This window comes from Streptomyces lusitanus (genome assembly GCF_042647945.1).
In the GTDB taxonomy this organism is placed as follows: domain Bacteria; phylum Actinomycetota; class Actinomycetes; order Streptomycetales; family Streptomycetaceae; genus Streptomyces; species Streptomyces pseudogriseolus.
The window spans coordinates 133,525-156,422 of sequence record NZ_JBHRWL010000021.1 but is presented as its reverse complement, the minus strand read 5'-3'; the positions used below and the strand labels follow the sequence as shown (position 1 = coordinate 156,422).

Sequence of the window (22,898 nt, the reverse complement as noted above, 5' to 3'; positions counted from 1 at the left end):
ATCTCAGCCCTCCGAGGGGGCGAGGCGCTGGAGCTCCGCCTCGGTCGACTTCAGCAGGTCGTTCCAGGACGCCTCGAACTTGTCGACGCCCTCGTCCTCCAGAAGCTGCACCACCTCGTCGTAGGAGATGCCGAGCGCCTCGACCGCGTCGAGGTCGGCGCGCGCCTGCTCGTAGGTCCCGGAGACCGCGTCGCCCCGGATCTCGCCCTTCTCCTCGGTGGCGAACAGCGTCGCCTCCGGCATGGTGTTCACCGTGTTCGGCGCCACCAGCTCGTCGACGTACATGGTCGCCTTGTACGCCTTGTCCTTCACACCGGTCGACGCCCACAGCGGACGCTGCTTGTTGGCGCCCTCGCGCTCCAGCGCCGCCCAGCGCTCGGTGGAGAAGACCTCCTCGTACGCCTGGTACGCCAGACGCGCGTTGGCGATGGCGGCCTTGCCGCGCAGCGCCTTGGCCTCGTCGGTGCCGAGCGCGTCGATCCGCTTGTCGATCTCGGTGTCCACACGGGACACGAAGAAGGACGCCACGGAGTGGATCTTCGACAGGTCCAGGCCGCGCGCCTTCGCCTTCTCCAGGCCGGTCAGGAACGCGTCCATCACCTTGCGGTAGCGCTCCAGGGAGAAGATCAGCGTGACGTTGACGCTGATCCCCAGGCCGATGACCTCGGCGATGGCCGGGATGCCCGCCTCGGTCGCCGGGATCTTGATCAGGGTGTTCGGCCGGTCCACCAGCCACGCGAGCTGCTTGGCCTCGGCGACCGTCGCGCGGGTGTCGTGCGCCAGACGCGGGTCCACCTCGATGGACACCCGGCCGTCCTTGCCGCCGGTGGCGTCGAAGACCGGGCGCAGGATGTCGGCGGCGTCACGGACGTCCGCCGTGGTGATCATGCGGACGGCCTCTTCGACGGTGACCTTGCGGGCGGCGAGGTCGGTCAGCTGCGTGTCGTAGCCGTCGCCCTCGGAGATCGCCTTCTGGAAGATCGTCGGGTTGGTGGTGACGCCCACGACGTGCTGCTGGTCGATCAGCTCGGCGAGGTTGCCGGAGGTGATCCGCTTGCGCGACAGGTCGTCCAGCCAGATCGCGACGCCCTCGTCGGAAAGGCGCTTCAGTGCGTCTGTCATGGAAATTCCATCTCCTACGTGTCGTATATGAGCGTCAGCGCCGGGCGGCGGCGATCGATTCCCGCGCGACGGCGGCCACGTTGTCGGCGGTGAAGCCGTACTCCTGGAACAGCACCTTGCCGTCGGCGGAGGCGCCGAAGTGCTCCAGCGAGACGATGCGGCCGGCGTCGCCCACGTACTTGTGCCAGGTGAGGCCGATCCCCGCCTCGACGGCCACACGCGCCTTCACGGACGGCGGCAGGACGCTGTCCCGGTACCCCTGGTCCTGCTCCTCGAACCACTCCACGGACGGCATGGACACCACACGCGTCGGCACGCCGTCGGCCTGGAGCCGCTCCCGCGCCTCCACGGCGACGTGCACCTCGGAGCCGGTGGCGATCAGGACCACCTCGGGCTCGCCGCCCTCGGCCTCGAACATCACGTACCCGCCGCGGGCCGCGTCCTCGTTGGGCTCGTACGTCGGCACGCCCTGGCGGGTGAGCGCCAGACCGTGCGGGGCGCCCTTGCCGAACTCCTTGGTCCAGCGCCCCAGGATCTCGCGCCAGGCGATCGCGGTCTCGTTCGCGTCGGCCGGGCGGACCACGTTCAGGCCCGGGATGGCGCGCAGCGACGCCAGGTGCTCGACCGGCTGGTGGGTCGGGCCGTCCTCGCCGAGACCGATGGAGTCGTGCGTCCACACGTACGTCACCGGCAGGTGCATCAGCGCGGATAGACGGACGGCGTTGCGCATGTAGTCCGAGAACACCAGGAAGGTGCCGGCGTAGATGCGGGTGTTGCCGTGCAGCGCGATGCCGTTCGTCTCCGCGGCCATGGCGTGCTCGCGGATGCCGAAGTGGATCGTGCGCCCGTACGGGTTCGCCTCCGGCAGCGGGTTGCCGGCCGGGAGGAACGACGACGTCTTGTCGATCGTGGTGTTGTTGGAGCCGGCGAGGTCGGCCGAGCCGCCCCACAGCTCCGGGATCACCGCGCCGAGCGCCTGGAGCACCTTGCCGGAGGCGGCGCGGGTGGCGACGCCCTTGCCCGGCTCGAACACCGGCAGCGCGTCCTGCCAGCCCTTGGGCAGCTCGCCGGCGGCGATACGGTCGTACTCGGCGGCGCGCTCGGGGTTGTTGTCCCGCCACTGCTGGAAGGACTTCTCCCACACGGCGCGCGCGCTCCGGCCGCGCTCCAGCGCCTTGCGGGTGTGCGCGATGACCTCGTCGGCGACCTCGAAGGTCTTCTCCGGGTCGAAGCCGAGGACCCGCTTGGTGGCCGCGACCTCGTCGTCGCCGAGCGCCGAGCCGTGCGCGGCCTCGGTGTTCTGCGCGTTCGGCGCGGGCCAGGCGATGATCGAGCGCATCGCGATGAAGGACGGCCGGTCGGTGACCTTCTTCGCCTCCTGGATCGCGTCGTAGATCGCGTTCGGGTCCAGGTCGCCGTCCGGCTTCGGGGCGACACGCTGCACGTGCCAGCCGTACGCCTCGTACCGCTTGACCGTGTCCTCGGAGACGGCCGTCTCGGTGTCGCCCTCGATCGAGATGTGGTTGTCGTCCCACAGCAGGACCAGGTTGCCGAGCTTCTGGTGCCCGGCCAGCGAGGACGCCTCGGCGGAGATGCCCTCCTGGAGGCAGCCGTCACCGGCGATGCAGTAGATGAAGTGGTCGAACGGGGACTCCCCGGCGGGGGCCTCCGGGTCGAACAGACCGCGCTCGTAGCGGGCGGCCATCGCCATGCCCACCGCGTTGGCGACACCCTGGCCGAGCGGGCCGGTCGTGGTCTCCACGCCCGTGGTGTGCCCGTACTCCGGGTGGCCCGGGGTCTTCGAGCCCCAGGTGCGGAAGGACTTCAGGTCGTCCAGCTCCAGGCCGAAGCCGGCCAGGTACAGCTGGATGTAGAGGGTCAGGGACGAATGGCCGGCGGACAGGACGAAACGGTCCCGCCCGACCCAGTCCGCGTCCGCCGGGTCGTGCCGCATCACCTTCTGGAAGAGGGTGTAGGCGGCGGGCGCCAGACTCATCGCCGTACCCGGATGGCCGTTGCCGACCTTCTGTACGGCATCGGCGGCCAGGACGCGGGCGGTGTCGACGGCCCGCTGGTCCAACTCGGTCCACTCGAGGTCTGTGGTGGTCGGCTTGGTGCTCACCCTGAGTCAGGGCTCCTCTCCACATGTCGGATGCCGGTGATGACCCACCGGCGTGGTCGAGCCTACCCCCGTAGGACGTGCCTTTTTCCGGGTCGTTCCAGAGTGCGGGCACCTCCCGGGATCCGCCTCCTGACCGGTGAGTTTCCGCATTCGGCAGATGAATACGGAGCCGCTCATCCGCGTGCTCAATCGAGCTTCGGAACGCACCTCGGAGAGGGGCCGGCCAACACGAGCGGACCCCCGCGAATGCCGGGGTCTGGGCAACGTCTAGAGTGGCGTGGTACGCGCGAGCCTTTACCGCGACTTCACAGGAAAGGGGCTCGCTGGGATGTCTCTGTAGGGGTGTGCGTGACGGCCGTTGAATCCCGCCCGGCGGGGGTTTTGGGGACGAGTCAGAGCCCTGCGCATCGGCCGTTCCGGGCCCGCGTGATGGCATTCGTGGCTCTCACCAAGCCGCGGATCATCGAACTGCTGCTGATCACCACCGTCCCGGTGATGTTCCTGGCGCAGCAGGGCGTGCCCGACCTGACGCTCGTGCTGCTGACCTGCGTCGGCGGCTACCTGTCGGCCGGCGGCGCCAACGCGCTGAACATGTACATCGACCGCGACATCGACGCGCTGATGGACCGCACCTCGCAGCGCCCGCTGGTGACCGGCATGGTCAGCCCGCGCGAGGCCCTCGTCTTCGGCATCGCCCTGGCGGTCGTCTCCACGCTGCTGTTCGGCCTGACCGTCAACTGGCTGTCCGCCTGGCTGTCCCTCGGCGCGCTCCTCTTCTACGTCGTCGTCTACACGATGATCCTCAAGCGCCGCACCGCGCAGAACATCGTGTGGGGCGGCATCGCCGGCTGCATGCCGGTGCTGATCGGCTGGTCCGCCGTCACCAACTCGATGTCCTGGGCCCCGGTCGTCCTCTTCCTCGTCATCTTCTTCTGGACGCCGCCGCACTACTGGCCGCTGTCCATGAAGGTCAAGGAGGACTACGCGCGCGTGGGCGTGCCGATGCTCCCGGTCGTCGCCGGCAACAAGACGGTCGCCCGGCAGATCGTCCTCTACAGCTGGGTGATGGTCGGCGTGTCGCTGCTGCTCACCCCGATGGGCTACACCGGCTGGTTCTACACCGCGGTCGCCCTGGCGGCCGGCGGCTGGTGGCTGTGGGAGGCGCACGCGCTGCTGCACCGCGCCAAGGCCGAGGTGACGGGCGCCAAGCTCAAGGAGATGCGCCTCTTCCACTGGTCCATCACCTACGTCTCGCTGCTCTTCGTCGCCATCGCGGTGGACCCCTTCCTGCGCTGACGCCTCTCGTCCCGCCGACCGGGCGGGGGACGTGGCCAAGGCCACGGACCCCGCCCGTCGCCGTCCCATCTACCCGTCGGTAGCATCCTGCTCATGGCAGACACGCAGCAGGTGGATCCCAAGGACGGGCAGAAGGCGGCCAAGCTCGCCAAGCGCATCGGCGGCTACGCCAAGGAGCACGGCGGCGCCGAGGGGCACGTGGAGTACCTCGGGCAGCGCGGCGCCCGGATCGTCCTCGTCGGCGAGGACGGCGCCTGGGGGGACGTCCACGCGCCCTCCGTGGAGATCGCCCGGCTGGCCGTCGAGAAGGCGGGCATCACCGTGCACGAGCAGTTCGACGGCGACTTCGCCGCCAAGGTGAGGACCGGCCCGTACGAGTGGAGCCGCATGGCCGGCATCCAGGTCGGCGGCCCCTCCAACGACTGACCGCCCCTCGGGCAACACCTCTTCACCGGTTCACCCGTTAGGACCTGTAGGCAGCGACAGCGTCCACCCGGGGAGTCCGGAGATGATCGACCCGCCGTCCCTCGTGGACCAGTACTGCCACGGCGTACTGCGCACCGAGCTGGGCCTCGGCACGTTCGAGGCCCAGCTGGCCCGCACCGAGGGACCGCCGGCGCCCGGCACCACCCTCTTCGACACCCAGACCGGGTTCGCGGTGCGCCGCTGGTGCCCGCCGCTGCTGGGTCTCGAGCCGCACTGCGCGCCCTCCCGCTATCTCGCCCGCCGGCGCGAGCTGGGCACGATGGAGGCGGGCCGCCGGCTGCTGCGGGGCAGCGGCATCACCGCCTACCTCGTCGACACCGGCCTGCCCGACGACCTCACCGACCCCGGCGAGCTGGCCCGCGCCGGCCAGGCCGAGGCGCACGAGATCGTCCGCCTGGAGCAGCTCGCCGAACAGGTCGCCGACACCTCAGGCACGGTCGAGTCCTTCCTCGCCAACCTCGCCGAATCGGTGCACGGCGCCGCCGCGCACGCGGTCGCCTTCACCTCCGTCGCCGGACTGCGCCACGGACTGGCCCTGGCCCCCGAGCCGCCAGGGGCGGGGGAGGTGCGCGGCGCGGCCGGACGCTGGCTGGCCGCGCGCGTCGCGGGCGACCGGCTGACCGACCCGGTGCTGCTGCGCCACCTGCTGTGGATCGCGGTGGCCTCGGGACTGCCGCTCCAGCTGCACGCCGGGCTGGGCGCGCCCGGCGCGCGCGTCGACCGCACCGACCCGGTGCTGCTCACCGACTTCGTGCGGGCCACCGCCGGGCTCGGCACCGACCTCGTGCTGCTGCACGGCTACCCGTACCACCGGCACGCCGCCCATCTCGCGGGCGTCTTCCCGCACGTCTACGCCGACTGCGGCGCGGCCCTGGTCCGCACCGGCGCCCGCGCGGCGACCGTCCTCGCGGAGGTGCTGGAGCTGGCCCCCTTCGGCAAGATCCTCTTCTCCAGCGGCGCCCGCGGCCTGCCCGAGCTGCACGTGGTCGGCGCCCACCTCTTCCGGGAGGCCCTCGCCCGGGTCCTGGGCGCCTGGGTCTCCGAGGGCGCGTGGTCCCTCGCCGACGCCCAACGCGTCGCGACGATGATCGCCTCCGGCAACGCGGGGCGGGTGTACGGGGTGGGGTGACCGGAACCCGCCCGCCAGGGGCGTGCCCGAGGGGAGACTGGGCGGATGCAGCAGACCGATGCCCTGCTCGACCGCTTTCTCGCCGGGCTCGCGCCCCTCGCCCCCGTCGCCGTGTGGGCGCACGGTTCGCTGGCCGCCGGCGACTACGTCGAGGGGCGCAGCGACCTGGATCTGGTCGCGGTCCTGCCGCCCCCGGCCGGCCCGCGCACGGTGTGGCGGCTCGCCGTCCTGCACGCCCGGCTGCGCGGCGAACCGCTCGCGGGCGGGCTGCACTGCACGTATCTCACCTCCGCGACCGCCGCGGGCGCGGAGCGGCGCCACCTCACATGGGCGCACGAGCGGCTGTTCCGGCGCACCGTCACCCCGGTCACCCGCACGGAGCTGCACACCGTCGGCCGGGTGCTGCACGGCGCGCCGCCCGCGGACGTCCTGCCTCCGGTGCCGGACGGTGAACTCGCCGCGTACGTGGTGCGTGACCAGCGCGACTACTGGCGGCCCCGCGTGGACCGGGCCGGCCTGTGGACCCGGGACATCTGGGTCGACCTGGGCCTGGTGACCTTCGCGCGCGCCACGGTCACCGTCCGGGAGGGCCGGCTTATCTCCAAGCGGGAGGCGCTGGAGCTGCTGCCGGGCCTGGGCGCTCCGAAGGAGGTCGTCGCGGATGTCCGGGCGCGGCGGTACGGCGGGGCGGTGGCCGCCGACGAGGGATGGATCCGGCTCCGCGCCGAGCTGGTGCGCGGCTACCTGGGGCCGGCGATCGACGCGCTGGTGGCCGGTTCCTGAGCCGGGACGGCCGACTGCTGCGGGGCCGTCTCCTCCGGGCGTTCCCGGAGCGACAGCAAAACGCGCAGCACCCAGATCCACATCACGCACGAGCCGAGCATGTGCGCGCCCACCAGGACCTCGGGCAGGTCGGTGAAGTACTGCACATAGCCGATGAGGCCCTGCGCCAGCAGGATCAGGAACAGCTCACGGGTGCGGGCCAGCGGTCCCCTGGGGGCGTCCACGGCCTTCAGCACGAACCACAGGGCGAAGGTCAGCGTGACCACGATCCACGCCAGCACGGCGTGCAGCTTGGCCACCGCCTCCCAGTCGACCGGCATCCGCGCGACCTCGCTGGAGTCGCCCGCGTGCGGGCCCGCGCCGGTCACCACCGTGCCGACCGCGATCAGCAGCACGGACGCGGCCACCAGGAACCACACCAGCTGCACCACGGCCTTGCCGACCAGCGGCCGCGGCTCGGCGTCGCCCTCGCGGGTGCGCTGCCACATCACCGTGGCGACCGCGATCAGCGCCGAGGACAGCAGGAAGTGCGCCGCGACCGTGTACGGGTTCAGGCCGACCAGCACCACGACGCCGCCGAGGACGGCGTTGCCCATGACGACCCAGAACTGCGCCCACCCCAGCAGGGTGAGGCTGCGCCGGTACGGCTTCTGCGAGCGCGCGGCGACGATCGCCCAGCCGACGGCGGCGCACAGCACGTACGTCAGCAGGCGGTTGCCGAACTCGATGACGCCGTGCAGGCCCATCTCGCTGGTGGTGGTCAGCGAGTCGTCGGTGCACTTGGGCCAGGTCGGGCAGCCGAGGCCGGAGCCGGTCAGCCGCACCGCGCCGCCGGTGACCACGATGACCACCGACATGACGAGCGCGGCGAGGGCCGCGCGGCGGACGGTCCGGGGATCCGGGGTCCAGCGAGCGGCGATGAAGGCGAGCGGGTTGCGCAGGGCCGCCTGGGCGTCGGCGCGGGTCACGTTTGGCACGCGTCCCATCGTAGGCCGCCGCTTGTGCACGCTTTCACGAGGGTCGGTTCCGGGCATCCCGCGCCTACTCCCAGCGGAAGAACGCGCCGGCCGCGGCGAGCCCCGCGACCGCCCACGCGGTGAGGATCCCGAGGTCGGCCCAGGGCATGCCGGCGCCGTGCTGGAGCACGTCCCGCAGGCCCTCCGACAGCGCGGCGATCGGCAGCAGCCCGAGCACGTCCTGAGCGGCGTCCGGGAACTTGTCCAGCGGCACGACCACCCCGCCGCCGACGAGCAGCAGCAGGAAGACCAGGTTGGCGGCGGCGAGGGTCGCCTCCGCCTTGAGCGTGCCGGCCATGAGCAGCCCCAGCCCGGAGAAGGCGGCCGTGCCCAGCGCCAGCAGCGCGACCACCGCGAGGGCGCCGCCCTGCGGGTCCCAGCCGAGCATCAGCGCGATCACCGTCAGCAGGACCACCTGGAGGACCTCGGTGACCAGCACCGACAGCGTCTTGGCGGTCATCAGCCCCCAGCGCGGCAGCGGAGACGCCGCGAGCCGCTTCAGCACGCCGTAGCGGCGCTCGAAGCCGGTCCCGATGGCCTGCCCGGTGAACGCCGTCGACATCACCGCGAGCGCGAGGATGCCGGGCGCGAGGAAGTCCACCGCCGCGCCGTCGCCGGTGTCCACCACGTCCACGGTGCTGAACAGCACCAGCAGCAGGGTGGGGATGACCACCGTGAGCAGCAGCTGCTCGCCGTTGCGCAGCAGCATCTTCGTCTCGAGCACCGCCTGCGCGGCGATCATGCGGGCCAGCGGCGCCGCGCCCGGCTGCGGAGAATAGGTCCCGGTGGCCGTCACGAACGCAGCTCCTTGCCGGTCAGCTCCAGAAACACGTCTTCCAGGGTGTGCCGCTCCACCGAGATCCGGTCCGGCAGCACCCCGTGCTGCGCGCACCAGGACGTCACCGTGGCGAGCAGCTGCGGGTCGACCTTGCCGTCGACCCGGTACGAGCCCGGCGTCACCTCGGCGGCCGACGCGTCGGAGGGCAGCGCCTTCAGCAGGGACGCCACGTCCAGTCCGGGCCGCCCGGAGAAGCGCAGGGTGTTCTCGGCGCCGCCGCGGCACAGCTCCTCGGGGGAGCCCTGGGCGACGACCCGGCCGCCGTCGATGATCGCCACGTCGTCGGCGAGCTGCTCGGCCTCGTCCATGTGGTGCGTGGTCAGGACGACGCAGACGCCGTCGTCGCGCAGGTCGCGGACCAGGTCCCAGGTGGCGTGGCGGGCCTGTGGGTCGAGGCCGGCGGTCGGCTCGTCCAGGAACACCAGTTCCGGGCGGCCCACCACGGCCATCGCCAGCGCGAGGCGCTGCTGCTGCCCGCCGGACAGCCGCCGGTACGAGGTCCGGCCGCAGGAGCCGAGGCCCAGCCGCTCGATCAGCGCGTCCACGTCCAGCGGGCGCGCGTGCAGCTTCGCCACGTGCCGCAGCATCTCGTCCGCCCGGGCCCCCGCGTACACGCCGCCGGACTGGAGCATCACGCCGATGCGGGGCCGCAGCGCCGCCGACTCGCGGGCCGGGTCGAGACCCAGGACGCGCACCGTGCCGGCGTCGGGCCGCCGGTATCCCTCGCAGATCTCGACCGTGGTCGTCTTGCCCGCTCCGTTGGGGCCGAGCACGGCGGTCACGCCCTGCCCTGCCGCCAGGTCGAGGCCGTCCACCGCGGTCTTCGTGCCGTACCGCTTCACCAGGGCCTGCACCTGGACCACGGGCTCACTTCGCATGGGTCATGAGTCTAGGGAGATGCCCGGTGTCCCGGGCCGGGGGGTGCGGGAAGCCGCCCGGACGGGAAAGGCGCTCTTGCGCGGAGCCCGCCAAGTGTGCTGCGGAACGGCAAGTGCGCCGGTCGGAGGGGGTGCGGGCGGTGCCGGCGGGGCGCTCCCGCAGGCCTCCGGCTGATCGATCAAAGATCGTTTCCGCAGGTCACATTAGGTATACCTAAGTGATGCAAGGCACGTCGGGCCGTCCGGACGCCGCTTGCCGGGCTCCGAGGAATTACGCAACAATGGCGTTGTGAAAAACGGCGAGCATCCGACGACGCCTCCCCAGGAGGATCTGGCAACCGGTGAGCGGTCCACCCGCAACCGGGTCGCCCGCTCCATCCTGGACCACGGCCCGTCGACCGTCGCCGAACTGGCGGGGCGGCTGAAGCTCACCCAGGCGGCCGTGCGCCGCCACCTCGACGCCCTGGCCGCGGACAACGTCGTGGAGGCCCGCGAGCGCCGCGTCTACGGCGCGCGCTCACGCGGGCGCCCGGCCAAGGTGTTCGCCCTGACCGACTGCGGCCGGGACGCCTTCGACCAGTCCTACGACAAGCTCGCGGTGGACGCGCTGCGCTGGATCGGCGAGCGGGAGGGCGGCGACGAGGCGATCGCCGCGTTCGCCCGGGCCCGCATCGCCGCCCAGGCCGGCGCCTACCGCAAGGCCGTCGAGGACGTACCGCCGGAGAAGCGCACGGAGGCCCTGGCCAAGGCGCTCAGCGCGGACGGGTACGCTGCGACCGCGCGCAGCGCACCGGTCGGCGAGCAGCTCTGCCAGCACCACTGCCCGGTCGCCCACGCCGCCGAGAAGTTCCCGCAGCTGTGCGAGGCCGAGACGGAATTTTTCGCCGAGCTTCTCGGTACGCACGTACAGCGGCTGGCGACGATCGCGCACGGCGACGGCGTCTGCACGACGTTCATCCCCAAGATTTCCCACCACGCATCTGCAAGCACGTCCGGGAGGAACCCCGCATGACTCTCCCCACGGAGACTGCCCACCCCGAGCTGGAGGGTCTGGGCACCTACGAATACGGCTGGGCCGACCGTGACGAGGCCGGTGCGTCGGCGCGCCGCGGCCTGAGCGAGGACGTCGTCCGGGACATCTCCGCGAAGAAGGACGAGCCGGAGTGGATGACGAAGCTCCGCCTCAAGGGCCTGCGCCTGTTCGAGAAGAAGCCCATGCCGAACTGGGGCTCCGACCTCTCCGGCATCGACTTCGACAACATCAAGTACTTCGTGCGGTCGACGGAGAAGCAGGCGGAGTCCTGGGAGGACCTCCCCGAGGACATCAAGAACACCTACGACAAGCTGGGCATCCCCGAGGCCGAGAAGAAGCGCCTCGTCGCCGGCGTCGCCGCCCAGTACGAGTCGGAGGTCGTCTACCACCAGATCCGCGAGGACCTGGAGGAGCAGGGCGTCATCTTCCTCGACACCGACACCGCCCTGAAGGAGCACCCGGAGCTCTTCAAGGAGTACTTCGGCACGGTCATCCCGGTCGGTGACAACAAGTTCGCGTCGCTGAACTCCGCCGTGTGGTCGGGCGGCTCCTTCATCTACGTCCCGCCGGGCGTGCACGTCGAGATCCCGCTCCAGGCCTACTTCCGGATCAACACCGAGAACATGGGCCAGTTCGAGCGGACCCTGATCATCGTCGACGAGGGTGCCTACGTGCACTACGTCGAGGGCTGCACCGCCCCGATCTACAAGTCGGACTCGCTGCACTCCGCGGTCGTCGAGATCATCGTCAAGAAGAACGCCCGCTGCCGCTACACGACCATCCAGAACTGGTCGAACAACGTCTACAACCTGGTCACCAAGCGCGCCGTGGCCTACGAGGGCGCGACCATGGAGTGGGTCGACGGCAACATCGGCTCCAAGGTGACGATGAAGTACCCGGCCGTCTACCTCATGGGCGAGCACGCCAAGGGCGAGACCCTGTCCATCGCCTTCGCCGGCGAGGGCCAGCACCAGGACGCCGGCGCCAAGATGGTCCACATGGCCCCGAACACCTCGTCGAACATCGTCTCCAAGTCGGTGGCGCGCGGCGGCGGCCGGACCTCCTACCGCGGTCTCATCGAGATCGGCGAGGGCGCCCCGGGCTCCAAGTCCAACGTGCTGTGCGACGCGCTGCTGGTGGACACCATCTCCCGCTCGGACACCTACCCCTACGTGGACGTCCGCGAGGACGACGTGTCCATGGGCCACGAGGCGACCGTCTCCAAGGTCTCCGAGGACCAGCTCTTCTACCTGATGAGCCGCGGCCTGAGCGAGTTCGAGGCGATGGCGATGATCGTGCGCGGCTTCGTCGAGCCGATCGCCAAGGAACTGCCCATGGAGTACGCGCTCGAGCTCAACCGGCTGATCGAGCTCCAGATGGAAGGCGCGGTCGGCTAAAGCACCACGCCGTTCCGTCAAGCCCCTTACGCAAAGGAAAGCGAGCACTACGACAGCCATGGCTGAGGCTCAGAACATCCCGGTCGGTTCGACGACCGCCGGTTCGATCGCGGTCGCCGCCGAGTCGACCGTCGCCACCCGCATGAGCGCGCCCCCGTCCTTCGACGTGGCGGACTTCCCCGTCCCCCACGGCCGCGAGGAGGAGTGGCGGTTCACCCCGCTGGAGCGGCTGCGCGGGCTGCACGACGGCACCGCCGCCGCCACCGACGGGGGCCTCAAGGTCGCCGTCGAGGCGCCCGAGGGCGTCACCGTCGAGACCGTCGGCCGTGACGACGCCCGGCTCGGCCGCACCGGAGCCCCGGTGGACCGCGTCGCCGCCCAGGCGTACTCGGCCTTCACCCAGGCGTCGGTCGTGACCGTGCCCAAGGAGACCGTCCTCACCGAGCCGGTCCGCATCGCGGTGCACGGCGAGGGCGGCACCGCCTACGGCCACCAGGTGATCGAGCTCGGCGCCTTCGCCGAGGCCGTCGTGGTCATCGACCACACCGGCGACGCGGTGCTCGCCGCCAACGTCGAGTACGTCCTCGGCGACGGCGCCAAGCTCACCGTCGTGTCCGTCCAGGACTGGGACGAAAAGTCGGTGCACGTCGCCCAGCACAACGCCCTCGTCGGCCGCGACGCCTCCTTCAAGTCGGTCGTCGTGACCTTCGGCGGCGACGTCGTCCGCCTGCACCCGCGCGTCGCCTACGCGGGCCCCGGCGGCGAGGCCGAGCTGTTCGGCCTGTACCTGACCGACGCCGGCCAGCACCAGGAGCACCGCCTCCTGGTCGACCACAACGTCCCGCACTGCAAGTCCAACGTCGCCTACAAGGGCGCGCTGCAGGGCGACGACGCGCACGCCGTGTGGATCGGCGACGTGCTCATCGAGGCCAAGGCCGAGGGCACCGACACCTACGAGATGAACCGCAACCTCGTCCTCACTGACGGCGCGCGGGTCGACTCGGTGCCCAACCTCGAGATCGAGACCGGCGAGATCGTCGGCGCCGGCCACGCCTCCGCGACCGGCCGCTTCGACGACGAGCAGCTCTTCTACCTGATGGCCCGCGGCATCCCCGAGAAGGACGCCCGCCGTCTGGTGGTCCGGGGCTTCTTCGCCGAGCTCGTCCAGCAGATCGGCGTCCCCGACATCGAGGAGCGTCTGATCGCCAAGATCGAGGAGGAGCTGGAGGCCGCGGTCGCATGACCTTCGTACGCGTCTGTGGACTGGGCGAGCTGGAGGAGGACACCCCGAAGCGGGTGGAACTCGACGGCACGCCGGTCTCCGTGGTGCGCACCGAGGGAGAGGTGTTCGCGATCCACGACATCTGCTCCCACGCGAACGTCTCCCTCGCGGAGGGCGAGGTGGACGACTGCCACATCGAGTGCTGGCTGCACGGCTCGCGTTTCGACCTCCGCTCCGGCAAGCCCGACGCCCTCCCGGCGACGCGCCCCGTCCCCGTATACCCCGTAAAGATCGAAGGGGACGACGTGCTCGTCTCCCTCACCCAGGAGTCCTGAGGCACCCATGGCAACGCTTGAAATCCGAGACCTGCACGTCACCGTCGAGGCCGACAACGCCACGAAGGAGATCCTCAAGGGCGTCGACCTCACCGTGAAGCAGGGCGAGACGCACGCCATCATGGGCCCCAACGGCTCGGGCAAGTCGACCCTCGCCTACTCGCTGGCGGGTCACCCCAAGTACACGATCACCCAGGGCACCGTCACCCTCGACGGCGAGGACGTCCTGGAGATGTCCGTCGACGAGCGCGCCCGTGCCGGCCTGTTCCTCGCCATGCAGTACCCGGTCGAGGTCCCCGGCGTCTCCGTCTCCAACTTCCTGCGCACCTCCGCCACCGCCGTGCGCGGCGAGGCCCCCAAGCTGCGTACCTGGGTGAAGGAGGTCAAGGAGGCCATGGAGCGCCTCAACATGGACCCCGCCTTCGCCGAGCGCAACGTCAACGAGGGCTTCTCCGGCGGTGAGAAGAAGCGCCACGAGATCCTTCAGCTGGAGCTCCTCAAGCCGAAGATCGCGATCCTCGACGAGACCGACTCCGGCCTGGACGTCGACGCCCTGCGCGTCGTCTCCGAGGGCGTCAACCGCGTCCGCGAGTCCGGCCAGGTCGGCACCCTGCTGATCACGCACTACACGCGCATCCTGCGCTACATCAAGCCCGACCACGTCCACGTCTTCGCGGCCGGACGGATCGCCGAGTCCGGCGGCCCCGAGCTCGCCGACAAGCTCGAGGCGGAGGGCTACGAGGCCTACACGAAGGGTGGCGCATCCGAGTGACACAGCTGCCGGGCCTCCTCGACACCGAGGCGCTCCGCAAGGACTTCCCGATCCTGGACCGCGTGGTTCACGACGGCAAAAAGCTCGTGTACCTGGACAACGCGGCGACCTCGCAGACGCCGCGCCAGGTGCTCGACGTGCTCTCCGAGTACTACGAGCAGCACAACGCCAACGTCCACCGCGGCGTGCACGTCCTCGCCGAGGAGGCCACGGCGCTGTACGAGGGCGCGCGCGACAAGGTCGCGGAGTTCATCAACGCGCCGAGCCGCGACGAGGTGATCTTCACCAAGAACGCCTCCGAGTCGCTCAACCTCGTGGCCAACATGCTGGGCTGGGCCGACGAGCCCTACCGCGTGGACCACGAGACCGAGATCGTCATCACGGAGATGGAGCACCACTCCAACATCGTGCCGTGGCAGCTGCTCGCGCAGCGCACCGGCGCGAAGCTGAAGTGGTTCGGGCTGACCGACGACGGCCGGCTCGACCTCTCCGACATCGACGAGATCATCACCGAGAAGACGAAAATCGTCTCCTTCGTGCTGGTGTCCAACATCCTGGGCACGGTCAACCCGGTCGAGGCGATCGTGCGCCGCGCCCAGGAGGTCGGCGCGCTCGTCTGCGTCGACGCCTCCCAGGCCGCGCCGCACATGCCGCTGGACGTGCAGGCCCTCCAGGCCGACTTCGTGGCCTTCACCGGCCACAAGATGTGCGGCCCGACCGGCATCGGCGTCCTGTGGGGCCGCCAGGAACTGCTGGAGGACCTGCCTCCGTTCCTCGGCGGCGGCGAGATGATCGAGACCGTGTCGATGAGCTCGTCGACGTACGCCCCCGCCCCGCACAAGTTCGAGGCGGGCACCCCGCCGATCGCCCAGGCGGTCGGACTCGGCGCGGCGATCGACTACCTGTCGGCCATCGGCATGGACAAGATCCTCGCGCACGAGCACGCCATCACCGAGTACGCCGTCAAGCGGCTCCTCGAGGTGCCCGACCTGCGCATCATCGGTCCGGCCACCGCCGAGGAGCGCGGCGCCGCGATCTCCTTCACCCTCGGGGACATCCACCCGCACGACGTGGGCCAGGTCCTCGACGAGCAGGGCATCGCGGTCCGGGTCGGACACCACTGCGCCCGCCCCGTCTGCCTGCGGTACGGAATTCCTGCGACCACGCGGGCGTCGTTCTATCTGTACTCCACGCCGGCGGACATCGACGCACTGGTCGACGGTCTGGAGCACGTACGGAACTTCTTCGGATGAGGGGCTGAGGCGTGAAGCTGGACTCCATGTACCAGGACGTCATCCTGGACCACTACAAGAACCCGCACGGGCGGGGTCTCCGGGACGGCGACGCCGAGGTGCACCACGTCAACCCGACGTGCGGCGACGAGATCACGCTGCGCGTGAAGTACGACGGCACGACCATCAGCGACGTCAGCTACGAGGGACAGGGCTGTTCCATCAGCCAGGCGTCCGCGTCCGTGCTGAACGACCTGCTGGTCGGCAAGGACCTCGCCGAGGCGCAGAAGATCCAGGGGACCTTCCTGGAGCTGATGCAGTCCAAGGGGAGGATCGAGCCCGACGACGCGATGGAGGAGGTGCTGGAGGACGCGGTCGCGTTCGCCGGCGTCTCCAAGTACCCCGCGCGGGTCAAGTGCGCCCTCCTGAGCTGGATGGCGTGGAAGGACGCGACGGCCCAGGCGCTGGGCGCCGACGCCGAAAGGACTACGGCATGAGCGAGACCGTGGAGATGAAGCCGGCCTCGGAGGAGGAGCTCCGGGAGGCCCTGATGGACGTCGTCGACCCCGAGCTGGGCATCGACGTCGTCAACCTCGGCCTCATCTACGGCATCCACATCGACGACTCCAACGTCGCGACCGTGGACATGACGCTGACCTCGGCGGCCTGCCCGCTGACCGACGTCATCGAGGACCAGGCGAAGTCCGCCACGGACGGCCTGGTCAACGAGTTGCGGATCAACTGGGTCTGGATGCCGCCGTGGGGCCCGGACAAGATCACGGACGACGGCCGTGAGCAGCTGCGGGCGTTGGGCTTCAACGTCTGAGCCTGCCGCACACGGATGGATGGCGACGCTCCCTTCGGGGGGCGTCGCCGTTTTCATGTCTCTCGGGCGGTGCCGCTGTGTACGCTCGTACACATGGGATACCTGCTGCTGGCCGGGGCCATCGCGGCCGAGGTGTGCGCCACCACCGCCATGAAGTACAGCGAGGGCTTCAGCAGGCTCTGGCCCTCCCTGCTGACCCTGCTGGGCTACGTCGTCTCCTTCGCCCTCCTCGCGCAGACCCTGCGCACCGTGGCCGTCGGCACCGCCTACGCCATCTGGGCCGGCGTGGGCACCGCCGCCATCGCGACCATCGGGATCGTGTTCCTCGGCGAGGGGATGACGGCCGCCAAGGCAGCGGGCATCGGGCTGATCATCGTCGGCGTGGTCGTGCTGAACCTGGGCGGGGCGCACTGATGGCCGGGCGCCGGTACGACCCGGAGCGGCGGCAGCGGATCATCGACGCGGCGATCCGGGTCGTCGGCCGCAGTGGCCTCGCGGGGCTCACCCACCGCAGCGTCGCCCGGGAGGCGGACGTGCCGCTCGGGTCCACCACGTACCACTTCGCCACCCTCGACGAGCTGATGGTGGCCGCCCTGCGCCAGGCCAACGAGGGCTTCGCCAAGGTGATCGCCTCGCGCGGCGGCCTGGAGGACCCCCGGACCGACCTGGCGGCCGAGCTGGCGGCGCTGACGGGGGAGTGGCTGGGCGGCGAGCGGACGGGCGTGGAGCTGGAGTACGAGCTGTATCTGGCCGCGCTGCGGCGCCCGGCCCTGCGCCCGGTCGCCGCCGAGTGGTGCGAGGACCTCGCCGCGCTGCTGTCCCGCCGCACGGACCCGGTCACGGCGCGGGCCCTGGTCGCCCTGATGGACGGCATCTGCCTCCAGGTGCTGCTGACCGGCACGCCGTACGACGAGGAGTACGCGCGGGAGATGCTGGGGCGGCTGCTGCCGGGGCACGGCGGGCCCCGGATCGGTACCTGAACGGTGTTCCGGACGGGCACCTGAACAATGTTCCGGACCAGCCCCTGAACGGTGTTCCGGACCGGCACCCGAGACGCGGGCGGCACCGGTTCGCGTCCGGCGCCTCCGGCCGGTTAGGTTGCCCTCATGACCGACACGACTGCTCAGAGCACCACCGGCGCAGTGGCCGCCGGCCTCGCCACCATCGCCGCCGACGGCACCGTCCTCGACACCTGGTTCCCGGCGCCCGAGCTGGCCGCCGAGCCGGGCCCGTCCGGCACGGAGCGGCTCTCCGCCGAGCAGGCGGCCGAGCTGCTGGGCGGCGGCGCCACCGCCGCGGTCGGCCCGGACCGGCGCCGGGGCGTCGAGGTCGTCGCGGTCCGCACGGTCATCTCCTCCCTGGACGCCAAGCCGGTCGACGCGCACGACGTCTACCTGCGGCTGCACCTGCTCTCCCACCGCCTGGTCAAGCCGCACGGCCAGAACCTGGACGGCATCTTCGCCCACCTCGCCAACGTCGCCTGGACCTCGCTGGGCCCGGTCGCCGTGGACGAGCTGGAGAAGGTACGGCTCAACGCCCGCGCGGAGGGCCTGCACCTCCAGGTGACGTCCGTGGACAAGTTCCCGCGCATGACCGACTACGTGGCCCCCAAGGGCGTGCGCATCGGCGACGCCGACCGCGTCCGTCTCGGCGCGCACCTCGCCGAGGGCACCACCGTGATGCACGAGGGCTTCGTCAACTTCAACGCCGGCACGCTCGGCACGTCGATGGTCGAGGGCCGCATCGCGGCGGGCGTCGTCGTCGGCGACGGCTCCGACATCGGCGGCGGCGCGTCCACGATGGGCACCCTGTCGGGCGGCGGCAACGTCCGCATCACCATCGGCGAGCGGTGCCTGGTCGGCGCGGAGGCGGGCGTGGGCATCGCCCTCGGCGACGAGTGCGTGGTCGAGGCCGGCCTCTACGTCACCGCCGGCACCCGCGTCACCCTCCCCGACGGCCAGGTCGTCAAGGCCCGCGAACTCTCCGGCGCCTCCAACATCCTCTTCCGCCGCCACTCGGAGACGGGCCGCGTGGAGGCCCGCCCGAACAACGCGGTGTGGGGCGGCCTGAACGAGGTCCTGCACAGCCACAACTGACGGCGGACGGCCGTGACTTACGGCCGCCCTGTCGCTCAACGCCCTGACCCGCCGCCGCTGTCGGCACCGAGCGCCCTTCCACGGCCCCAGGACGGCCCGGAAGGGCGCTCGTGCGTGAGCACCGCGTCGGAAAGCTCGGGCGGGGACCGCATCGGCCGGCCTACGAGGCTCGGTCGCGGTCGGCCCGGTACTCGTCGAAGAGGCGGAAGAGCAGCTCGATCGCGGGCACGCCGGTCGCTTCGGCTTCGCGCTCGATCTCGGTGGCCCAGCTCAGCGGGCTCTCGCGGCCGAGCCGGTGCCACAGCCACTCGGTGAACGGGCCCTGCGTGCCAGGGCTCCAGAAGTCGAATTCGCCTTCGACGCCGTGCACGACCATGGCGGCTCGGTAGCCGGTCAGCAGGGACTCCAAGTGCTTGAGCGAGCTACGGGGAAGCCACATCCCCGGTCGGAGCCGCACCTCGTCGAGGAAGTCGTACACGTCGGTCAGCTCCGTGAGCTGCCGCGGACCGTTCGCCCGGCGCATTGCCGGCAGGCGCCCGTCTTCCCGCACGACCACTCCCGCCCCCCGTGGTTGCCCCGTGTGCAGGAGCATAGAGGGGCAGTACGCCCGGTGCCGGGCGTTGTCCGTGGCGTGTGTTTCACTTTCCGGCCATGGATGAACGGGAACTGCTCGAAGACGTTGGCTCCTTGGTCAGGTCCGGCGGGCGGGGGCTGGTGTGCGGGCGGGGCGGGCACGGGGCGGGGCATGTGTGTCTGAGGGTGCCCGACGGGGTGGAGCTGGGAACTCTGCGCGCTCGGTTCAGCCGCCGGTACGGGCAGCTGCGCAATCTCGTCATGGGCGGTCACACGGATCCGAAGGTGACCGAGCGGACCGGGTCGCCGCTCCTCGCCCCGTTCGCGGGGGAGTTGACCGAGATGCGCGGGTGGGCGTACGGCAATCGGTGGATCGGCTGCGGGGCGGTGCGTGACGGGGACGGTGAACAGCTGGTGGTGCTCGTCGCGGAGCGGGACGCGCCGCCGTCGGACGAACCGCCGGAGGACGTCGTCCACGTGGCCGCTCCCCGCCGTGTCACGCACCCCGACGACCGTCGTACGTGGGTGCGGCGCGTGATCGATCTGACCGGGTGGGAGCCCCTCGGGCTCACCCCCGACTGGGCGGCCGTGGAGGCAGAGCTGGGGGTCCCGCTGCCGGCGGACTACAAGGAGCTCGCCGCGGCGTTCGGCGGCGGTGTCTTCAGCGATTCCGTCTCCTTCCTGGGGTGCGGCGCGAGCGTCCCGTTCGACCTGCCCGCACGGTGGCGGGCCGGGCTGCCGTACGCAAGCCTCTCCGCGGGCGGGCCGTACGAGGAATTCACGCCGGGCGGCAAGGGGGTGCTCACATGGGGCTCCACCGAATGGGCCGACGAGTACTGCTGGCTGATCGACGCCGAGCGGCCGGGCGACTACCCCGTCCTCGCGCGGTCCCACGACCCAGGACCCTGGTACCGGTACGACATGTCCACCTCCGAGTTCCTCCACCGTGTCCTCGCCGACGCCGATTTCCGGCCGTTCGGCATCGCGCGGTACGACCTGGGCGCGACGTTCGTGCCCGGCTCCGACGGCCGGCCGATCTGACGAAGACGACGCGGCGGCCCTGTGGCACCATCGCGGGATGCTGCGACTCACCGACTTCATCATCGACTGCCCGGACACCATGGAGCTGGCCGGCTTCTACTCCGAGGTGACGGGCCGGCCGCTCAAGAAGCACAGTTCCGCGGACTGGGCCGGGATCCGGTTCGGAGAGATCGAGCTGGCGTTCATCCGGGTGGACGACTACCGGGCTCCGCAGTGGCCCGACACCGAGCACCCCAAGCAGTTCCATCTCGACTTCGAAGTCGACGACCTGGAGGCCGAGCAGGCCCGCGTGCTCGGGCTCGGGGCGACGCTGCGGCAGGACTTCACCGGGCCCGAGGGATACGGGTGGCGCATCTTCACCGACCCGATCGGTCATCCCTTCTGCCTGTGCCGCAACAAGGGCGTCGTCTGGACCGACCAGGGCCCGGTCTGGCCCGGGCGGGACTGACCGGTGACGGCGGGCTGATCCTCGTATGGGTTACTTTCCGTGACCTTGAGGTCGTTTTGGCGGATGAACGGGTGGACACAGGGTCCGATCAGACGCCAAGGCGACTGAATGTGCACGGAAATGGGGACGGGCGATGACCGACAAGTGGGTGCGGGGCGTGCTGCGCTGTGTGATCGGCGTGATGGGCGTGGCCGCCATGCTGATGCTCTGCGGGACCCTGGCGGGTACCGCGCACGCCGACGAGACGACCAGCGGGTCGAAGAACGGGCCCCGGGTCGGGCTGGTCAACGCCGATCTCGGGCAGATCGACGACCCCGCCGAGGACGTGCTGGAACACGTGCTGCTGTTCAGCGACCGTCAGGTGTGGAACTGACGTCCGCGGTCGGACGGGCGTAGGCCTCCCGCAGGGCGGCCGTCGTGCTCGGGTCCGCCGGGCGTAGGGGCGGGCGGACCGGGCCCGCGGGGAGGCCCAGGACGGGGAGCAGGGCCTTCGCCGTGACCGTGCCGGGGAGGCCGCTCGCCATCATCGCCTCGATCAGCGGGGTCAGGCGGTGCTGGAGGCGGGTCGCCTCGGCGGTGTCTCCCTTGTCGAAGGCGTCGAGGACGCGGCGGACAGCGGCGGGGGCCACGTTGGCCACCGTGCTGACGCATCCGGCGCCGCCCACCGCGCGGAGCGCCAGATTGTGCTCGTCGCAGCCCGCGTAGTACGCCAGGTCCGTGCGGGCCATCACCTTCTGCGCGGCCAGGAAGTCGCCGGAGCAGTCCTTCACCGCCACGACGCGGGGGTGCTCGGCCAGACGCAGCAGGGTGTCCGGCTCGACGCGGACCCCGGTGCGGACCGGGATGTCGTAGAGGACCACGGGGAGGCCCGTCGCGTCGGCGGTCTCCCGGAAATACGCCTCGATCGCGTCCTGCGGCGGGCGGCTGTAGTACGGGGCGACCAGCAGAAGGGCGTCCGCGCCGGCCCGCTCGGCCTCGCGGGCCAGGGTGACGGTGTGCGCGGTGTCGGGGGTGCCGACGCCGGCGATCAGCGTGGCGCGGGTGCCGACGGCCTCCCGGACGGCCGCGATCAGGGACCGCTTCTCCGCGTCCGTCGTCGTCGGGGACTCCCCGGTCGTGCCGGACAGCACCAGACCGTCGCAGCCCTGGGCGACCAGATGGCCGGCCAGGCGCTGCGCACCGTCCAGGTCCAGCGCGCCGGAGGCGGTGAAGGGGGTGATCATCGCGCACAGGGTGCGGCCGAGGGAGGGGGAAGGGGGCGTGGAGGTCATGGAGGTAGTGTCGGCGCGGGGACGGTGAAGGTCCACTTACAGGTTCTCATCGATATCCGTAAGCGTTGCTTGAGGGATAGGGCGCAGCGCGCGGGGGTACTCGGGTTACCCCACCGAGAGGAGGCGCACCGTGGCCGGAACCATCCAACAACGGCCTGTACGCGACGAGCACAGCGTCGGCGAGCTCGTCGGGCAGGCCACCGAACAGATCTCGCGGCTCGCACGGCAGGAAGTGGCGCTCGCCAAGGAGGAACTGGCGGAGAAGGGGCGCCGGGCCGGAGTCGGCGGCGGGATGCTGGGAGCGGCGGGGGCGTTCGGATACGCGGGTCTGCTCGCGCTGGCCGCCACGGGAATCGCCGCACTCGACCTGGTGCTGCCGCTGTGGGCGGCGGCGCTGATCATCACGGGCGTGCTGTTCCTGATCGCCGGCGTGCTGGCGCTGGCCGGACGCGGGCAGCTGCGCCGCGCCACGCCGCCCAAGCCGGAGCGCACGCTGGGCAGCGTGAAGGCCGACGTCGAGGAGATCAAGGGAAGGGCGCACCGATGACGCACGAGGTGAAGGGCTCGGCGTCCCCGTCGGGAGCCCACGTGGACGCCGGCAGTGAGGCGGCGCGTGGGGCCAAGGGCCCCGACGAGCTGCGCCGGGAGATCGAACGGACCCGGCACGAACTCGGCGACACCGTCGAGGAACTGGCCGGGAAGATGGACGTCAAGGCACGGGCACGGGCGCGCGCCGACGAACTGAAGGACCGGGCCGGCGCGATGAGCGTGCAGATGCGCAGCAGCGCCGCGCATGCCGGCGAGGTCGGCAAGCAGCACCGCACGCAGCTGGTGGCCGCCGCGGGCGCGCTGGTGATGCTGGCCGTGGGGGCGGCGGTGATGATGCAGCGCCGCCATCACTAGCGGGCGGGCCGCGAGGCCGGGGTGATCCGGCGCCGGGTGCGGGCCGGAGGGCGGCGGGGGACGGAAAGCGGACAGCCGC

General features: G+C 71.1%; 27 protein-coding genes. 20 read left to right on the top strand and 7 right to left on the bottom strand.

The window, feature by feature from the left end; genetic code table 11:
- Positions 1–3: 3 nt before the first annotated feature.
- Together tal and tkt are read right to left on the bottom strand one after the other, a co-directional pair.
- Positions 4–1,122, bottom strand: coding sequence for a transaldolase (tal, locus tag ACFOSY_RS28190; RefSeq protein ID WP_394312030.1), 1,119 nt, complete (start codon positions 1,120–1,122; stop codon positions 4–6).
- A gap of 34 nt (positions 1,123–1,156) precedes the next feature.
- Positions 1,157–3,244, bottom strand: a complete 2,088-nt coding sequence (gene tkt, locus ACFOSY_RS28185) for a transketolase (protein WP_394312028.1) — start codon at positions 3,242–3,244, stop codon at positions 1,157–1,159.
- A gap of 342 nt (positions 3,245–3,586) precedes the next feature.
- Between tkt and ACFOSY_RS28180 the strand changes: the two genes are divergently transcribed.
- From ACFOSY_RS28180 to ACFOSY_RS28165, 4 genes are all read left to right on the top strand, one after another.
- Positions 3,587–4,540, top strand: a complete 954-nt coding sequence (locus ACFOSY_RS28180) for a heme o synthase (RefSeq protein WP_051791967.1) — start codon at positions 3,587–3,589, stop codon at positions 4,538–4,540.
- Between the two features lie 93 nt (positions 4,541–4,633).
- On the top strand, positions 4,634–4,966 hold the full coding sequence (locus ACFOSY_RS28175; protein ID WP_394312024.1) for a hypothetical protein: 333 nt from the start codon (positions 4,634–4,636) through the stop codon (positions 4,964–4,966).
- Between the two features lie 82 nt (positions 4,967–5,048).
- On the top strand, positions 5,049–6,155 hold the full coding sequence (locus ACFOSY_RS28170) for an amidohydrolase family protein (RefSeq protein WP_394312022.1): 1,107 nt from the start codon (positions 5,049–5,051) through the stop codon (positions 6,153–6,155).
- Positions 6,156–6,200: 45 nt separating this feature from the next.
- Positions 6,201–6,938, top strand: coding sequence for a nucleotidyltransferase domain-containing protein (locus ACFOSY_RS28165; protein ID WP_394312020.1), 738 nt, complete (start codon positions 6,201–6,203; stop codon positions 6,936–6,938).
- On the opposite strand, the gene ACFOSY_RS28160 is transcribed toward ACFOSY_RS28165, so the two are convergent.
- The 3 genes from ACFOSY_RS28160 to ACFOSY_RS28150 are packed head-to-tail and all read right to left on the bottom strand — an operon-like array spanning position 6,896 to position 9,670.
- A complete protein-coding gene (locus ACFOSY_RS28160; RefSeq protein WP_394312018.1) occupies positions 6,896–7,924 on the bottom strand; it encodes a COX15/CtaA family protein in 1,029 nt (342 codons plus the stop codon). The genes ACFOSY_RS28165 and ACFOSY_RS28160 overlap by 43 nt on opposite strands.
- A gap of 55 nt (positions 7,925–7,979) precedes the next feature.
- Positions 7,980–8,696 carry an ABC transporter permease gene (locus ACFOSY_RS28155; RefSeq protein ID WP_394312016.1) on the bottom strand — a complete coding sequence of 239 codons (717 nt, stop codon included), beginning with the start codon at positions 8,694–8,696 and terminating at the stop codon, positions 7,980–7,982.
- Between the two features lie 50 nt (positions 8,697–8,746).
- Entirely contained in the window at positions 8,747–9,670 is a 924-nt protein-coding gene (locus ACFOSY_RS28150) for an ABC transporter ATP-binding protein (RefSeq protein ID WP_394312013.1), read from the bottom strand.
- A 289-nt stretch (positions 9,671–9,959) separates the two neighbouring features.
- On the opposite strand from ACFOSY_RS28150, the gene ACFOSY_RS28145 reads away from it, so the two are divergent.
- The 11 genes from ACFOSY_RS28145 to dapD all read left to right on the top strand — a co-directional run bounded on the left by ACFOSY_RS28145 (position 9,960) and on the right by dapD (position 18,583).
- Positions 9,960–10,682 carry a helix-turn-helix transcriptional regulator gene (locus ACFOSY_RS28145; RefSeq protein ID WP_394312010.1) on the top strand — a complete coding sequence of 241 codons (723 nt, stop codon included), beginning with the start codon at positions 9,960–9,962 and terminating at the stop codon, positions 10,680–10,682.
- A complete protein-coding gene (gene sufB / locus ACFOSY_RS28140; protein ID WP_394312007.1) occupies positions 10,679–12,100 on the top strand; it encodes a Fe-S cluster assembly protein SufB in 1,422 nt (473 codons plus the stop codon). Before ACFOSY_RS28145 ends, sufB begins: the two co-directional genes overlap by 4 nt.
- Before the next feature lie 58 nt (positions 12,101–12,158).
- Complete coding sequence (sufD, locus tag ACFOSY_RS28135; protein ID WP_394312004.1) at positions 12,159–13,343, top strand: Fe-S cluster assembly protein SufD; 1,185 nt, start codon at positions 12,159–12,161, stop codon at positions 13,341–13,343.
- A complete protein-coding gene (locus ACFOSY_RS28130; RefSeq protein WP_006131182.1) occupies positions 13,340–13,657 on the top strand; it encodes a non-heme iron oxygenase ferredoxin subunit in 318 nt (105 codons plus the stop codon). The genes sufD and ACFOSY_RS28130 overlap by 4 nt, the downstream gene beginning before the upstream one ends.
- 7 nt (positions 13,658–13,664) lie before the next feature.
- Complete coding sequence (gene sufC, locus ACFOSY_RS28125) at positions 13,665–14,429, top strand: Fe-S cluster assembly ATPase SufC (RefSeq protein ID WP_019522227.1); 765 nt, start codon at positions 13,665–13,667, stop codon at positions 14,427–14,429.
- Positions 14,426–15,682, top strand: a complete 1,257-nt coding sequence (locus ACFOSY_RS28120; protein ID WP_394312000.1) for a cysteine desulfurase — start codon at positions 14,426–14,428, stop codon at positions 15,680–15,682. Before sufC ends, ACFOSY_RS28120 begins: the two co-directional genes overlap by 4 nt.
- An 11-nt stretch (positions 15,683–15,693) precedes the next feature.
- Positions 15,694–16,158 (top strand): Fe-S cluster assembly sulfur transfer protein SufU, encoded by a 465-nt coding sequence (sufU, locus tag ACFOSY_RS28115; RefSeq protein WP_031019827.1) that lies wholly within the window; start codon positions 15,694–15,696, stop codon positions 16,156–16,158.
- Complete coding sequence (locus tag ACFOSY_RS28110; RefSeq protein ID WP_006131178.1) at positions 16,155–16,487, top strand: metal-sulfur cluster assembly factor; 333 nt, start codon at positions 16,155–16,157, stop codon at positions 16,485–16,487. The genes sufU and ACFOSY_RS28110 overlap by 4 nt, the downstream gene beginning before the upstream one ends.
- Before the next feature lie 93 nt (positions 16,488–16,580).
- Positions 16,581–16,901, top strand: coding sequence for a DMT family transporter (locus ACFOSY_RS28105; RefSeq protein WP_369155449.1), 321 nt, complete (start codon positions 16,581–16,583; stop codon positions 16,899–16,901).
- Positions 16,901–17,467, top strand: a complete 567-nt coding sequence (locus tag ACFOSY_RS28100; RefSeq protein WP_394311996.1) for a TetR/AcrR family transcriptional regulator — start codon at positions 16,901–16,903, stop codon at positions 17,465–17,467. The genes ACFOSY_RS28105 and ACFOSY_RS28100 overlap by 1 nt, the downstream gene beginning before the upstream one ends.
- Before the next feature lie 126 nt (positions 17,468–17,593).
- Positions 17,594–18,583, top strand: a complete 990-nt coding sequence (gene dapD / locus ACFOSY_RS28095) for a 2,3,4,5-tetrahydropyridine-2,6-dicarboxylate N-succinyltransferase (RefSeq protein WP_394311994.1) — start codon at positions 17,594–17,596, stop codon at positions 18,581–18,583.
- A 160-nt stretch (positions 18,584–18,743) separates the two neighbouring features.
- On the opposite strand, the gene ACFOSY_RS28090 is transcribed toward dapD, so the two are convergent.
- Positions 18,744–19,106 carry a hypothetical protein gene (locus ACFOSY_RS28090; protein ID WP_394311992.1) on the bottom strand — a complete coding sequence of 121 codons (363 nt, stop codon included), beginning with the start codon at positions 19,104–19,106 and terminating at the stop codon, positions 18,744–18,746.
- 248 nt (positions 19,107–19,354) lie between these two features.
- Here ACFOSY_RS28090 and ACFOSY_RS28085 point away from each other — a divergent pair, with 248 nt between their 5' ends.
- The 3 genes from ACFOSY_RS28085 (at position 19,355) to ACFOSY_RS28075 (ending at position 21,018) form a co-directional block, all read left to right on the top strand.
- Positions 19,355–20,197: an SMI1/KNR4 family protein gene (locus tag ACFOSY_RS28085; RefSeq protein WP_394311990.1), complete on the top strand. Its 843-nt coding sequence runs from the start codon at positions 19,355–19,357 to the stop codon at positions 20,195–20,197.
- Between the two features lie 37 nt (positions 20,198–20,234).
- Entirely contained in the window at positions 20,235–20,645 is a 411-nt protein-coding gene (locus tag ACFOSY_RS28080; RefSeq protein WP_394311986.1) for a VOC family protein, read from the top strand.
- Between the two features lie 133 nt (positions 20,646–20,778).
- A complete protein-coding gene (locus tag ACFOSY_RS28075) occupies positions 20,779–21,018 on the top strand; it encodes a hypothetical protein (RefSeq protein ID WP_394311984.1) in 240 nt (79 codons plus the stop codon).
- Here ACFOSY_RS28075 and dapA read toward each other — a convergent pair.
- Positions 20,993–21,916 carry a 4-hydroxy-tetrahydrodipicolinate synthase gene (dapA, locus tag ACFOSY_RS28070; protein ID WP_394311982.1) on the bottom strand — a complete coding sequence of 308 codons (924 nt, stop codon included), beginning with the start codon at positions 21,914–21,916 and terminating at the stop codon, positions 20,993–20,995. The genes ACFOSY_RS28075 and dapA overlap by 26 nt on opposite strands.
- Positions 21,917–22,046: 130 nt before the next feature.
- On the opposite strand from dapA, the gene ACFOSY_RS28065 reads away from it, so the two are divergent.
- Positions 22,047–22,463, top strand: a complete 417-nt coding sequence (locus tag ACFOSY_RS28065; protein WP_136239272.1) for a phage holin family protein — start codon at positions 22,047–22,049, stop codon at positions 22,461–22,463.
- Entirely contained in the window at positions 22,460–22,819 is a 360-nt protein-coding gene (locus ACFOSY_RS28060) for a DUF3618 domain-containing protein (protein ID WP_394311980.1), read from the top strand. The genes ACFOSY_RS28065 and ACFOSY_RS28060 overlap by 4 nt, the downstream gene beginning before the upstream one ends.
- Positions 22,820–22,898: the final 79 nt, after the last annotated feature.